Origin of the sequence: Streptococcus sp. HMSC078H03, from assembly GCF_001808655.1 — a bacterium.
GTDB classification, from domain to species: Bacteria; Bacillota; Bacilli; order Lactobacillales; family Streptococcaceae; genus Streptococcus; species Streptococcus salivarius_G.
The window spans coordinates 1-14,457 of record NZ_KV794070.1; the positions used below are offsets into that span (position 1 = coordinate 1).

The 14,457-nt window shown below is 40.7% G+C and carries 13 protein-coding genes; 11 read left to right on the forward strand and 2 right to left on the reverse strand.

The genetic code is table 11. The features are described 5' to 3' along the window. Nucleotides 1-151 precede the first annotated feature (151 nt). Nucleotides 152-649: a sigma-70 RNA polymerase sigma factor region 4 domain-containing protein gene (locus HMPREF2607_RS00005; protein WP_002885610.1), complete on the forward strand. Its 498-nt coding sequence runs from the start codon at nt 152-154 to the stop codon at nt 647-649. Nucleotides 650-756: 107 nt separating this feature from the next. On the opposite strand, the gene HMPREF2607_RS00010 is transcribed toward HMPREF2607_RS00005, so the two are convergent. Beyond that, nucleotides 757-1,599, reverse strand: coding sequence for a mechanosensitive ion channel family protein (locus tag HMPREF2607_RS00010; protein WP_041826643.1), 843 nt, complete (start codon nt 1,597-1,599; stop codon nt 757-759). 142 nt (nt 1,600-1,741) lie between these two features. Here HMPREF2607_RS00010 and tig point away from each other — a divergent pair, with 142 nt between their 5' ends. From tig to HMPREF2607_RS00050, 8 genes are all read left to right on the forward strand, one after another. Then, entirely contained in the window at nt 1,742-3,025 is a 1,284-nt protein-coding gene (gene tig, locus HMPREF2607_RS00015) for a trigger factor (RefSeq protein ID WP_002885606.1), read from the forward strand. A gap of 157 nt (nt 3,026-3,182) precedes the next feature. After that, nucleotides 3,183-3,758, forward strand: coding sequence for a DNA-directed RNA polymerase subunit delta (gene rpoE / locus HMPREF2607_RS00020; protein WP_002885605.1), 576 nt, complete (start codon nt 3,183-3,185; stop codon nt 3,756-3,758). A 252-nt stretch (nt 3,759-4,010) separates the two neighbouring features. Next, nucleotides 4,011-5,615 carry a CTP synthase gene (locus HMPREF2607_RS00025; RefSeq protein WP_070475308.1) on the forward strand — a complete coding sequence of 535 codons (1,605 nt, stop codon included), beginning with the start codon at nt 4,011-4,013 and terminating at the stop codon, nt 5,613-5,615. 94 nt (nt 5,616-5,709) lie between these two features. Further along, entirely contained in the window at nt 5,710-6,180 is a 471-nt protein-coding gene (locus HMPREF2607_RS00030) for a DUF3013 family protein (protein WP_014633685.1), read from the forward strand. A gap of 15 nt (nt 6,181-6,195) precedes the next feature. Then, nucleotides 6,196-6,663, forward strand: coding sequence for an NUDIX hydrolase (locus HMPREF2607_RS00035; protein WP_014633806.1), 468 nt, complete (start codon nt 6,196-6,198; stop codon nt 6,661-6,663). After that, entirely contained in the window at nt 6,642-7,595 is a 954-nt protein-coding gene (prmA, locus tag HMPREF2607_RS00040; RefSeq protein ID WP_013989960.1) for a 50S ribosomal protein L11 methyltransferase, read from the forward strand. The genes HMPREF2607_RS00035 and prmA overlap by 22 nt, the downstream gene beginning before the upstream one ends. Beyond that, the gene (locus HMPREF2607_RS00045; RefSeq protein WP_014633807.1) at nt 7,596-8,339 is read left to right on the forward strand and encodes a 16S rRNA (uracil(1498)-N(3))-methyltransferase; all 744 of its coding nucleotides are present in this window, start codon (nt 7,596-7,598) and stop codon (nt 8,337-8,339) included. A gap of 165 nt (nt 8,340-8,504) precedes the next feature. Beyond that, on the forward strand, nt 8,505-11,045 hold the full coding sequence (locus tag HMPREF2607_RS00050; protein WP_070475309.1) for a bifunctional 2',3'-cyclic-nucleotide 2'-phosphodiesterase/3'-nucleotidase: 2,541 nt from the start codon (nt 8,505-8,507) through the stop codon (nt 11,043-11,045). A 41-nt stretch (nt 11,046-11,086) separates the two neighbouring features. Here the strand turns inward: HMPREF2607_RS00050 and nrdI are convergent, their stop codons facing one another. Beyond that, a complete protein-coding gene (nrdI, locus tag HMPREF2607_RS00055) occupies nt 11,087-11,545 on the reverse strand; it encodes a class Ib ribonucleoside-diphosphate reductase assembly flavoprotein NrdI (RefSeq protein WP_070475313.1) in 459 nt (152 codons plus the stop codon). A gap of 167 nt (nt 11,546-11,712) precedes the next feature. Between nrdI and HMPREF2607_RS00060 the strand changes: the two genes are divergently transcribed. Together HMPREF2607_RS00060 and dtd are read left to right on the forward strand one after the other, a co-directional pair. Continuing rightward, on the forward strand, nt 11,713-13,932 hold the full coding sequence (locus HMPREF2607_RS00060) for a RelA/SpoT family protein (RefSeq protein WP_013989964.1): 2,220 nt from the start codon (nt 11,713-11,715) through the stop codon (nt 13,930-13,932). Nucleotides 13,933-13,944: 12 nt separating this feature from the next. Next, nucleotides 13,945-14,388: a D-aminoacyl-tRNA deacylase gene (gene dtd / locus HMPREF2607_RS00065; protein WP_070475315.1), complete on the forward strand. Its 444-nt coding sequence runs from the start codon at nt 13,945-13,947 to the stop codon at nt 14,386-14,388. Nucleotides 14,389-14,457: the final 69 nt, after the last annotated feature.

The window sequence follows — 14,457 nt, forward strand, 5'->3', positions numbered from 1 at the left end:
AGGTTTCATTGCTGGACGTAGGTCTAGCTTTTTTGTTTTTATCACCTTTTATAGTGACATATATGTCGCTATTTTATTTCTTATCTATCTCTTATAATAGGTTTCGTAATTAATTTAATTACAAAAATTATATTTATTAATAGGAGGTTGAATGGAACAAGAAGTTTTTGTTCATGCATATGAAGTTGTAAGGCCGATTGTACTTAAGGCTAGTAGACAATATTTCATCCAACTTTGGGACCTTGCTGATATGGAGCAAGAGGCTATGATGACGCTTTATCAGCTTTTAGAAAAGTTTCCTGAATTAAAGTCTGATGATGATAAGTTACGGCGTTATTTTAAAACTAAATTTAGGAATAGACTTAATGATGAGGTTAGAAGGCAGGAGTCTGTAAAACGTCAAGCTAATCGACAATGTTATATTGAAATTTCAGATATTGCTTTTTGTCTTCCAAATAAAGAGTTAGATGCTGTTGATAGGCTTGTTTATGATGAGCAGCTTAATGCTTTCCGTAATCAGTTGTCTTCGGAAGATGCTACTAAGTTAGACCGTTTGCTAGCTGGGGAGTGTTTTAGAGGTCGAAAAAAGATGATCAGAGAGTTAAAATTTTGGATGGTTGATTTTGATCCTTACAATGAAGATGATTAATTCTTAATATAGAACCTTGACTGGCAATATTGTTTAATATGAATAAAAAACACTTCGAAAGTAGATTCATCTTATCTATCTTTTGAAGTGTTTTTAATGTAATGAATTTATTTTACTGCTATAGGGTTTCCAATAAATCTTGGAAGTTCAATATTTTCTTTGATTAGGGCTTCTTGGTAAAGTTTCAAGAAGTCTGCATAGATATGAGTTTGTTGTCCATTTTTTGTAAAGATGTCAATGCGAAATACTAGTTGTCCGGAAGGAGTTGTGCTTAATCCAATGATATTTGGTGCTCCACAGATTTGAGGATAGTTTTCAATGTTTTCTTGATTTACTTCTTGGATGATGCTTGTCACCTTATTGATATCGGTTGATGGATAGACTGGGATATCAATTTGAGCTCTCATGTCTCCTCGAGATTTGTTGGATACAATTGTGATATTTCTGTTAGGTATAAAATGAAGAGTCCCATCAAATCCTCGAATTTGAGTAGTGCGAATACCTACGGTTGAAACAAGACCTGTAACGGCTCCTACTTCAACTGAGTCGCCGACTTCAAACTGGTTTTCTAATAAGATGAAAAAACCATTAACGACATCTGATAGGAAGCCTTGAGCTCCTAGACCAAGAGCAACTCCAGCAAGTCCTGCACCAGCAAGGAGGCTAGATACTGGAACCCCAAGGATACTAAGAAGCCAGTAAACAAGGAAAAAGTATAGCACGTAGTTCATGCAATTGTGTAGTAAACGTTCAATGGTTTTTTGTCGAGCAGGTGTTTGAATTGTCCAAGCTAGAGAGCGTCCGACTGTATGTTTAAAAAGGAAGTTGATAATCTTCTTACTAAGAAGAAAGATGATGAGGAGAATGAGGAGTTTAATCCCTTTTGTAATGAGTACCATTAGGGTCTCTTCAAAATTAAATTGTTGGATGTATCTTTGTAAAATATTCATAGCTTTAGTTTATCAAAAATTTGAAAAAGTAACAGTTCCTAACGATTTTCTTGTGATTAAATTGGAGAAAAAAACTTTTAAAAGGCTTTGAAATATGGTAAACTAAACTGTATCTATAAAAAATTTTAAGGAGAATGACTACATGTCTGTATCATTTGAAAACACAGCCACTAACCGTGGTGTGGTGACATTCACTATCGGTCAAGATAAAATTCAACCAGCTTTGGATCAAGCGTTTAACAAGGTTAAAAAGAATTTGAACGCTCCAGGCTTCCGTAAAGGACACATGCCTCGTGCCGTATTTAACCAAAAATTTGGTGAAGAAGCTCTTTACGATGATGCTTTGAATGCAATTCTTCCAGCAGCTTATGAAGCAGCGATTGCTGAACTTGGTCTTGATGTTGTTGCACAACCAAAAATTGATGTAAAATCAATTGAAAAAGGTCAAGATTGGACACTTACTGCAGAAGTTGTTACAAAACCTGAAGTAAAACTTGGTGCATATAAAGATCTTGAAGTTTCAGTTGAGGCTTCTAAAGAAGTTACTGATGAAGAAGTTGATGCTAAGCTTGAAAACGAACGCAAAAACTTGGCTGAATTGGTCGTTAAAGAAGGTGCAGCTGAAAATGGCGACACTGTTGTTATCGACTTTGTTGGTTCAGTAGATGGTGTTGAATTTGACGGTGGTAAAGGTGAAAACCACTCTCTTGAACTTGGTTCAGGTCAATTTATCCCAGGATTCGAAGACCAATTGGTTGGAGCAAAAGCTGGTGATGAAGTAGAAGTTAAAGTAACTTTCCCAGAAGACTATCAAGCTACTGATCTTGCAGGTAAAGCTGCTGTATTTGTTACTAAAGTTAACGAAGTTAAAGCTAAAGAAGTTCCTGCTTTGGATGATGAGTTGGCTAAAGATCTTGACGATGAAGTTGAAACTCTTGATGAGTTGAAAGCTAAATACCGTAAAGAACTTGAAGCAGCTAAAGAAATCGCATATGATGACGCTGTTGAAGGTGCTGCACTTGATTTGGCTGTTGAAAACGCTGAAATCGTTGAATTGCCAGCAGAAATGGTTGAAGACGAAGTTCACCGTGCTATGAACGAATTCATGGGTAACATGCAACGTCAAGGTATCTCTCCTGAAATGTACTTCCAAATCACTGGTACAACTCAAGAAGATCTTCACAAACAATATGAAGCTGACGCTGACAAACGTGTGAAAACTAACCTTGTTATCGAAGCTGTTGCTGCTGCTGAAGGATTCGACGCTACAGAAGAAGAAATCCAAAAAGAAATCAATGATCTTGCAGCTGAGTACAACATGGAAGTATCACAAGTTTCTGCACTTCTTTCACCTGAAATGCTTAAACACGATATCACTATGAAGAAAGCTGTTGAAGTTATCACAAGCACAGCAAAAGTTAAATAATATGACTAAAATCAAGTTTCTGTTGAGACTTGATTTTTTCTTCTATAAATGCTTTGACTATTGACTCTTTTTAGCGTAAAATAAAAGGTAGCGAAAAATTGATTGCTGAGCTATTTCTGATGGAAACTAGCTTGAGTAAGAATGAAGGAGAACCACTTTGGAACTAGACGTATTTGCTGGACAAGAAAAAAGTGAATTATCAATGATTGAAGTGGCCCGTGCTATCTTAGAAACACGTGGTCGTGATAATGAAATGTATTTCAATGATTTGGTCAATGAAATTCAAAATTACTTAGAAAAATCGGATGCTGATATCCGCAATGCTTTGCCATTCTTTTATTCAGATTTGAATACGGATGGAAGTTTCATTCCACTAGGTGATAACAAATGGGGCTTGCGTTCATGGTATGCAATTGATGAAATCGATGAAGAAGTCATCACATTGGAAGATACTGATGAAAATGCACCAAAACGTAAGAACAAGAAAGTTAATGCCTTCATGGATGGTGATGAAGATGCCATCGATTATAATGACGATGATCCAGAAGACGAAAACTTCACACCTGATTCTGATAGTCTTGAATATGATGACGATAGCGAAGATGATGAGAAAGCCGAAGTGGAATCTTATGACTCTGAGTTGAATGAAATTATTCCAGATGATGATTTGGATGATGTTGAGTTGTCAGAAGAAGATGATGACGATGACTATGAGGATGAGTCAAACGACTAAGTTTTCATTGACAAATGGTCTTGGATAGTTTAGACTATTTATCGGGCACCTCTTTTGAAGAGGTCATGATTAAGGCTCCCAGAGTGAAACTCTTGGGGGTCATTTTTGTTTTTAGTCATTTACTGGACTTGTCTAAGGTGAGGTACTTTGTACCGCTCCCATCAGGTACTAGGAAAGGGCTGTCGTGATTATCTGAGTGGGTAATCAATCTACTATCTGTAGTTGTTTTGAATTATATTATAAGGAGTTAACATGACAAAATATATTTTCGTCACTGGTGGTGTGGTATCTTCAATTGGTAAAGGGATTGTAGCTGCAAGTCTTGGACGTTTGCTTAAGAACCGTGGTCTTAAGGTTACGATTCAAAAATTCGATCCTTACATCAATATTGACCCAGGGACAATGAGTCCTTACCAACACGGTGAAGTTTATGTTACTGATGATGGTGCTGAAACTGACCTTGACCTTGGTCACTACGAACGTTTTATTGATATCAATCTTAATAAATACTCTAACGTGACTACTGGTAAGATTTATAGCGAAGTTTTGCGTAAGGAACGTAAAGGGGAGTATCTTGGTGCGACTGTTCAGGTGATTCCGCATATCACAGATGCTTTGAAAGACAAGATTAAGCGTGCAGCGACAACGACTGATTCAGATGTCATTATCACTGAAGTTGGTGGTACGGTTGGGGATATTGAAAGTCTTCCATTCCTTGAAGCTCTTCGTCAAATGAAGGCTGATGTGGGTTCTGATAACGTTATGTATATCCACACAACGCTTCTTCCTTATTTGAAGGCTGCTGGTGAAATGAAGACAAAACCAACGCAACACTCTGTTAAGGAATTGCGTGGTTTGGGTATCCAACCAAATATGTTGGTTATTCGTACAGAACAACCTGCTGGTCAAGGAATCAAGAATAAATTGGCTCAGTTCTGTGATGTTGCACCTGAGGCTGTTATCGAATCACTCGACGTGGAACATATCTATCAAGTGCCACTTAATATGCAGGCTCAAGGCATGGATCAAATCGTTTGTGATCATTTGAAACTGGATGCTCCAGCTGCAGATATGACAGAATGGTCTGCTATGGTTGATAAGGTGCTTAATCTTAAGAAAACAACGAAGATTGCTCTTGTTGGTAAGTACGTAGAGCTTCACGATGCCTACTTGTCAGTGGTTGAGGCACTTAAACACTCTGGTTTGGCGAATGATACTGCCATTGATATTGACTGGGTCAATGCTAATGATTTGACTGCCGAAAATGTTGCTTCTCGTTTGGCTGATGCTGATGGTATCATCGTTCCTGGTGGTTTCGGTCAACGTGGTACTGAAGGAAAGATTCAAGCTATTCGTTATGCACGTGAAAATGATGTGCCAATGTTGGGTGTCTGTCTTGGTATGCAATTGACATGTATTGAGTTTGCTCGTCATGTCCTTAACTTGGATGGCGCTAATTCAGCTGAGCTTGATCCAAACACAAAATATCCAATTATCGATATTATGCGTGATCAAATTGACATTGAAGACATGGGTGGTACTCTTCGTCTCGGTCTTTACCCATGTAAGTTGAAACCAGGTTCTAAGGCTGCTGCCGCTTATGGCAACCAAGAAGTTGTTCAACGTCGTCACCGTCACCGTTATGAATTTAATACTAAGTTCCGTGAACAGTTTGAGGCTGAGGGCTTTGTATTCTCAGGTGTGTCACCAGATAATCGTTTGATGGAAGTGGTAGAACTCCCAGATAAGAAATTCTTTGTGGCAGCGCAATACCACCCAGAATACCATAGCCGTCCAAACCATGCTGAAGAACTTTACACTACCTTTGTGACAGCAGCGGTTGAAAATGCTAAATAATAAACTAGGACAGAGTGGGACAGCCTACTCTGTTTTTTATTGGCTCCTTTTATGCTAAAATAAAGGGAATAATAAGAAAGAACGAGGAAAACAAATGGCTAAATTCGGCTTTTTGTCAGTATTAGAAGAAGAATTGGATAAGCACCTGGACTATGATTTTGCGATGGACTGGGATAAAAAGAATCACGCTGTGGAAGTAACCTTTATCCTAGAAGCACAAAACAGTAGCAATGTGGAGACTATTGATGATAAGGGTGAAGTATCTGATGAAGATGTTATTTTTGAAGACTACGTACTCTTTTACAATCCAGCAAAATCACGTTTTGATGAAGAGGACTACCTAGTGACAATCCCATATGAACCTAAGAAAGGTCTATCTCGTGAGTTTTTGGCTTATTTTGCGGAGACCTTGAATGAGGTGGCGACAGAAGGATTGAGTGACTTGATGGATTTTCTATCTGATGATGGACCTGAGGAATTTGGTTTGGTTTGGGACAAAGAAGCTTTCGAAAAAGGGAAAGCTCAACTTGAAGAGAAGGAATTTTTTGCTTATCCGAGGTATTAAAGGGAGCGAAAAGGGATGGATGCTTATTTAAAAGATCAGTTTGATTTTACAGGTGTTAAGGCTGCCTTACTCGTAGAGCAAAGTATTTTGGTCATTCTCAGAGATAATAAACCAGATATTCCTTGGCCAAATACATGGGAGTTGCCAGGTGGTGGAAGAGAAGGTCAAGAAACGCCTCTTGAATGTCTTCAACGTGAGGTCTGGGAGGAGCTGGGCTTGACTCTTAAAGAGGAATCGATTATTTGGTCGAAAATCTATCCTAGTATGTTGGATAAAGATAGGTCAGCTGTCTTTGTGGTTGGTCGAATTAGCCAAGAGCAGTATCGTGAGATTCGTTTTGGTGATGAGGGGCAGGAATTTAAACTAATGCCTGTAGAGGATTTTATAAAAGCAGAAGGTGTCATTCCCCAGTTGCAGGAACGCTTTAAAGACTATTTATCAGAAAAGGAAGAAAATAATATATGGACAAATGGCAAGAACTAACGATTGAGGTTAATCGTGAGGTCGAAGAGGCGGCTTCTAATATTTTAATTGAATCTGGTAGTCAAGGTGTGGCTATTGATGATAGTGCAGATTATTTGGAAAATGCGGACCGTTTTGGTGAGCTTTATCCTGAGGTTGAACAGGTTGAGACGGTTAAAATTACGGCTTATTATCCGGAGTCAGCAGATATCGAGGCTATTACTAAGCAGGTTAATGAGCGTTTGGCTGAGTTGACGGATTTTGGTCTTGAAACTGGAGATATTCATTTGGCTACTCAAGAATTGGTTGAAGAAGACTGGGCTGAGAATTGGAAGAAGTACTATGAACCAGCTCGCATTACCCACGATTTGACTATCGTACCGTCATGGACGGATTATGAGGCATCAGTAGGTGAGAAGATTATCAAGCTAGATCCTGGCATGGCCTTTGGAACCGGAACACACCCAACGACTAAGATGAGTCTTTTTGCACTCGAACAGGTGCTTCGTGGTGGCGAGACGGTGATTGATGTGGGAACTGGTTCGGGTGTCCTCTCGATTGCTAGCTCTCTTCTTGGAGCTAAGGAAATCTATGCCTATGACCTTGACGATGTGGCGGTTCGAGTGGCACAGGAAAACATTGATATGAATCCTGGCATGGAAAATATCCACGTTGCTGCAGGTGACCTTTTGAAGGGTGTAACTCAAGAAGCTGATGTTATCGTGGCTAACATTTTGGCGGATATTCTCATCCATCTGACGGAAGATGCCTACCGTTTGGTTAAGGATGAAGGTTATTTGATTATGTCGGGGATTATCTCTGAAAAATGGGATATGGTGCGTGAATCGGCTGAGAAAGCTGGTTTCTTCCTAGAAACTCACATGGTTCAGGGAGAGTGGAATGCTTGTGTCTTCAAGAAGACAGATGATATTTCAGGTGTGATTGGAGGCTAAATGCAACAGTATTTTATAAAGGGGCAGGTTGAAAATCCAGTAACCATCAAAGACAAGGATACTGTAAAGCATATGTTTAACGTTATGCGTTTAACAGAGGATGATCAGGTTGTCTTGGTTTTTGAAGACGGTATCAAGCGTCTTGCGCGTGTGACTGACCGTGAGAATCGTGTCTTTGAAGTGATTGAAGACTTAAATGATAATGTTGAGATGCCTGTATCTGTAACCATTGCCTCTGGCTTTCCCAAGGGAGATAAGCTGGATCTGGTGACACAAAAGGCAACAGAGCTTGGAGCTCAGGCTATCTGGGCCTTCCCTGCCGACTGGTCTGTGGTCAAGTGGGATGGTAAGAAGCTTGCCAAGAAAGAAGATAAACTTGCCAAGATTGCTCTAGGAGCTGCAGAACAATCCAAGCGTAATCGTGTTCCAGAAGTTAGATTGTTCGAGAAGAAGGGAGAATTTCTATCAGAATTAGATAATTTTGATAAGATTTTTATCGCCTATGAGGAAACAGCCAAAGCAGGCGAGTTGGCTACTCTAGCTCGTGAGTTGGCTAAGGTAGAGAGTGGTCAGAAAATTCTCTTTATCTTTGGACCAGAAGGTGGTATTTCTCCGTCTGAGATTGATGCATTTGAAGAAGCTGGTGGCCTTAAAATTGGCCTTGGACCGCGTATTATGCGGACGGAAACGGCTCCTCTCTACGCTTTGAGTAGTGTCAGTTATGCCCTAGAATTGAATAAATAAGAGAAAGTTGGCCTTGTTCCAACTTTTTTTGTATTTGACACTTTTAAGCTAAGATTGCATCTTGCCATTGGTTTTGTATGACAAATCGAGTAATTCTAAAAAAGTTGATAATCTTATTTAGTTTTAATATAATTGTATTATCTTTATAAAAGGGGAAGATTTTTAATGAAAACGAATCGTTATGTGACTCAATCCGCTGTGGTTTTGGGCCTTTTTGCTCTCTTGACTGTGCCACAAGTCGTAGGGCAAGCTGATGAAGCAACGGCACCTGTATCAACTACTTCTACCGAAACCGTGGCAGATAGTGGTGCATCAGTAGTATCAGGACAAGGAACTTCTGGGACAGCTGTTCAAGGAGGAACAGAGACTGTCTCTGCTACACCAACAACAGTAGCGACAAATGCGTCTGCAGAGCCATCAGCTAATACCTCAACGGCCCAAGCGAGTCAAGAAGCCAGTGCTGTTTTGACGAATGCTAATCAGGTGACACCAGCAGTACCAGTACAGGCCGAAACTGTTACAGAGCCTGCTCATGAGGGCCAGACCGTTGATATGCAGATTTTGTCAACAACAGACCTTCATACCAACTTGGTTAACTATGACTATTATCAAGATAAGCCATCTCAAACAGTTGGTTTGTCTAAAACTGCTGTCCTTATCAAAAAAGCCCGTGAAACCAATCCAAATACGGTCTTAGTGGACAGTGGGGATACGATTCAGGGAACTCCTTTTGGGACTTATAAGGCTTTGATTGATCCTGTTGCCCAAGGTGAGACTCACCCTATGTATAAGGCTTTCGAGATGCTTGGGTATGACGCCGAAACGCTTGGAAACCACGAGTTTAACTATGGTCTAGAATTTTTGGATCGTATGGTTAAGGCTGCTAAGATTAATATTATCAATGCCAATGTGCGTAATGCTCAGACTGGTGATTACTATTACAACCCTTATAAGATTGTTAACAAGACCTTTACTGATACGGACGGCAAACAGGTAACACTAAAAATCGGTATTACTGGTGTCCTTCCAACACAGATTTTGGTTTGGGATAAGGCCAACCTTGAAGGTAAGGTAACCGTTGATGATCCAATGGAGGCTGTTAAGGCTATCGTTCCTAAGATGAAGGCTGCAGGAGCTGACTATATTCTTGTTGCTGCTCACTCTGGTATTGGTGACAATGAATACACTAAGAATGAGGAAAATGAAGGTTACCAAATTGCTGGTATCGAAGGCGTTGATGCTGTTGCGACAGGGCATTCTCATGCGGATTTCCCAAATGGAGATGGCACAAGTTTTTATGCGAAATACCCTGGTGTAGATGATGTCAATGGTCTCATCAATGGGAAACCTGTGGTTATGGCTGGTAAATTCGGAGATCATCTAGGTATCATGGATGTCAAATTGACTTACACGGACGGCAAATGGAAAGTTGTTAACAGTAAGGCTAAGCTTGAAAAGATTGATACTAAGTCAGATGTTGCGGACAAGGACTTAATTGACATGGCAGCTCATGACCATAATGGAACAATCAACTATGTTCGTAAGGAAGTTGGTGAGACTACTGCACCAATTACTAGCTACTTTGCTCAGGTTCAGGATGATCCATCTATTCAAATCGTTAATAATGCACAACTATGGTATGCTAAGAAACAAGTAGCTGGAACAGCAGATGAGAATCTTCCACTCCTCTCAGCAGCTGCACCGTTCAAGGCAGGGACTCGTGGAGATGCGACCTACTATACCGATATCCCAGCTGGGCCATTGGCCATTAAGAACGTCGCAGACCTCTATCTCTACGACAATGTTACTGCCCTACTCAAAGTGACTGGGGCACAAATTAAAGAATGGTTGGAAATGTCTGCAGGACAGTTCAATCAAATTGATCCTAACAGCAAAGAACCACAACAACTCATTAACAGTAGCTATCGCTCATACAATTACGATGTGATTGATGGGTTGACTTATAAGTTTGATTTGACACAACCTAACAAATACGATCGCGAAGGTAAGTTGGTTAACCCAGATGCTAGCCGTGTTCGTGACTTGGCTTATCAAGGGAAACCTATTGATTTGAATCAGACTTTCCTTGTAGTGACTAACAACTATCGTGCGACTGGGAACTTCCCTGGTGTTAAAGATGCTGCCGAAAAACGCCTCCTCAATCTTGAGAATCGTCAGGCCATCATTGATTATATCGTTAGCGAGAAGACAATTAACCCAACTGCCGATGGAAATTGGAGTTTCGTCCCTAATATTACGAATGCAGATATCCGTTTTGCCTCATCTGACAATGCGCGTGCCCACCTTGCTGGTCAGGATGCCATTAGTTATGTAGGACCATCAACACAAGCAGGATTTGCAGAGTATCGTTTGGTTGTTAAGGAAAAGGCAAATCAAGTTGAGGATACGACTAATAAAGAATCTGAGAAGTCACCAAAAGGTGTTGAGACAGCAGACCAAACTAAGCGTGAGACACCAAAAGCTACTGTAGTCGCCAGCATGGCTAAATCTGCTCCAGCTATCCAGTTGTCAAACGCTCAAGTTGTTATCTTGCCTCAAGCTCAAGTACAAGAAACTCAAGGTTCAAGTTCAGATAAGACCTTGCCAAACACTGGTTCAGACGAATCTGTGTCAGCAACTTTAGCAGGTCTGGTTCTTATGACCTTGGCTGGATTCTTTGGAATCAAAAAACACGAAAAAAATTAAGCAAAGGAAAAAGCCCTGATAGGGGCTTTTTTGCTCTAGTTTTAGCGTTGGTTAAAGTTCTTTTGTGCTTCTAGGATAATAGGTGCCAGACGTTCGATATCGGACTGTGTGCCGCGTAGCTCGAAGTCTCCCAACATTGGAAAGCCAAAACGTTGACTGTACTGTTTGGCGGTTAGGCAGTACTGGTTATTGAAGTTACGGTTACCAGAACCGATGATACCAAAGCAATGTTTGTGATTGTCATGGGCTGCGATAAAGTCACCTAGTGGATTGGTTAGGATTTCAACATCTCCATTGTCAACACCATTTCCTCCTTCAAGGTAGGTTGGCAAGAGTGCGACAAAGGGTTCATCTACTTGGAAGGTTTCATGATTAAGCTCTTTAATATTGATTTGGCGACATTCAATCCCGTGGTTGAGGGACAGATAGTCAGACATACGTTTGACAAAGCTTTGGGTATTACCGCTTAGACTAATATAAACGAGGGTAAGTTGAGACATAAGCGTCCTCTTTCTATCTATATCTTGTGTTTGTTCAATCATTCTAACACAAGATATTGTGCTTTTCAAGTTAGCTCCTTGCGGTTAAGAATTGCCTATCTAGCTCTTTTTCTTTACTTGTAAAAGTGATAAAATAAAGGTTATTAAAAGAAGCGAAGGAAGAAATCATGGCTAAAGATAAAAATGTAACAGGAGAAGAAATTTTAGACATTTGCTCGGCCTACATGTCAGCAGATGATTTGAAATTAGTTGAAAAAGCCTGGCATTATGCGACAGATGCTCATAGTGGGCAATCTCGTCAGTCAGGAGAACCTTATATTATTCACCCTATTCAAGTGGCAGGTATCCTGGCAGATCTCCATCTTGATGCAGTGACAGTAGCCTGTGGTTTCTTACACGATGTCGTTGAAGACACCGAAAAAACGCTTGATGATTTGGAAGCGGATTTTGGTACGGATGTACGAAATATCGTGGACGGTGTTACTAAGCTTGGTAAGGTTGAGTACAAGTCCCACGAGGAGCAGTTGGCTGAAAATCACCGTAAGATGCTTATGGCCATGTCCAAGGATATCCGTGTCATCTTGGTTAAATTGGCAGACCGTTTGCACAATATGCGTACCCTTAAGCATCTTCGCAAGGATAAGCAAGAGCGCATTTCTCGCGAAACTATGGAAATCTATGCTCCTTTGGCCCACCGTCTGGGTATTAGTCGTATCAAATGGGAATTGGAAGACATGTCCTTCCGTTACCTTAATGAGGTGGAATTCTACAAGATTTCTCACATGATGAAGGAAAAACGTCGTGAGCGTGAGGAACTTGTGGACGAGATTGTCGATAAAATTAAGACCTATACAGCTGAACAAGGACTTGTTGGTGATGTGTATGGTCGTCCAAAGCATATTTACTCTATTTATCGTAAGATGCGCGACAAGAAAAAGCGCTTTGATCAAATCTATGATTTGATTGCCATCCGTTGTGTTATGGAGACGCATAGTGATGTTTACGCCATGTTGGGATACATCCATGAACTCTGGCGTCCGATGCCTGGCCGTTTTAAAGACTATATTGCCAATCCTAAATCCAATGGTTACCAGTCTATCCATACAACGGTTTATGGGCCAAAAGGACCTATTGAAATTCAAATCCGTACCAAGGAAATGCACCAAGTTGCCGAATACGGGGTTGCAGCTCACTGGGCTTACAAGAAAGGTATCAAGGGCAAGGTAGATTCGAAAGAGTCTGCTTTGGGAATGAACTGGATTAAAGATCTTGTTGAACTTCAAGACGCCTCAAATGGTGATGCTATGGGGTTTGTTGACTCTGTTAAAGAGGATATCTTCTCAGAGCGTATTTATGTCTTTACGCCAAATGGTGCTGTTCAGGAATTGCCTAAAGATTCAGGACCTATTGACTTTGCCTATGCCATCCATACCCAAGTCGGTGAGAAGGCTACAGGTGCTAAGGTTAATGGCCGTATGGTGCCCTTGACTGCCAAACTCAAGACAGGTGATGTGGTTGAGATTGTCACCAATGCCAATTCCTTTGGTCCTAGCCGTGACTGGATTAAGATGGTTAAGACCACCAAGGCCAGAAATAAAATTCGTCAATTCTTTAAAAATCAGGACAAGGAAGCCTCTATCACCAAGGGTCGTGAGCTTTTGATTGCCTACTTCCAAGAGCATGGCTATATTGCCAATAAGTACCTAGACAAGAAACATATTGAGGAAATTCTCCCTCGTATGAGTGTGCGTAGTGAAGAAGCTCTCTATGCCGCTGTTGGTTTTGGTGAAATTAGTGCCGCTGCTGTTTTCAATCGTTTGACGGAAAAAGAACGCCGTGAAGAAGAGCGTGCGAAGGCAAAAGCTGAAGCTGAAGAGCTAATGAACGGTGGTGAAGTTAAGACTGAGAAGAAAGAAGTTCTCAAGGTTAAGAGTGAAAATGGCGTCATCATTCAAGGTGCTTCAGGTCTACTCATGCGTATCGCTAAGTGCTGTAACCCAGTACCTGGAGATGAGATTGAAGGTTATATCACCAAGGGCCGTGGAATTGCTATTCACCGTTCCGATTGTAATAATATCAAGAGTCAAGAAGGTTATGAGCAACGTTTAATCGAAGTGGAGTGGGATGAACGTAATGCCAATAAATCTTATTTGGCAGAGATTGACATCTATGGCCTTAACCGTTCTGGTCTGTTGAATGATGTTCTTCAAATCTTGTCAAATACGACCAAGAGCATTGCTACGGTTAATGCACAACCGACTAAGGACATGAAGTTTGCCAATATTCACGTTAGCTTTGAAATTGCAAACCTTATTGAATTGACTGGTCTTGTGGATAAGATTAAAATTATTCCTGACGTTTACAGTGTTAAACGTACGAATGGGTAAGGAGTTACTGCGATGAAGATTGTAATTCAGCGCGTGCAAAGTGCCTCTGTAGTTATTGAGGATTGTACGGTTGGCGCTATTAAGCAGGGACTCTTACTCTTGGTTGGAGTTGGTCCAGAGGACACCAAAGAGGACCTAGAGTATGCAGTTCGTAAGATTGTCAATATGCGCATTTTTTCAGATGAAGATGGCAAGATGAATCTTTCTGTTAAAGATATTGGCGGCCAGATTTTGTCGATTTCTCAGTTTACGCTTTTTGCAGATACGAAAAAAGGGAATCGACCAGCATTTACGGGTGCTGCAAAGCCTGACATGGCTAGCCAGTTCTATGATGATTTCAACCAATCCTTGTCAGCTCATGTTCCTGTAGAAAGAGGACGCTTTGGTGCAGATATGCAGGTTAGTCTGGTTAATGACGGACCTGTGACCATTATTTTAGATACCAAAAATCGATAAACAAACCATTTCTCGCCTTGTGTGAGAGGTGGATTTTTTGGCTCTTTGTCAACTGTAGTGGGTGACGAA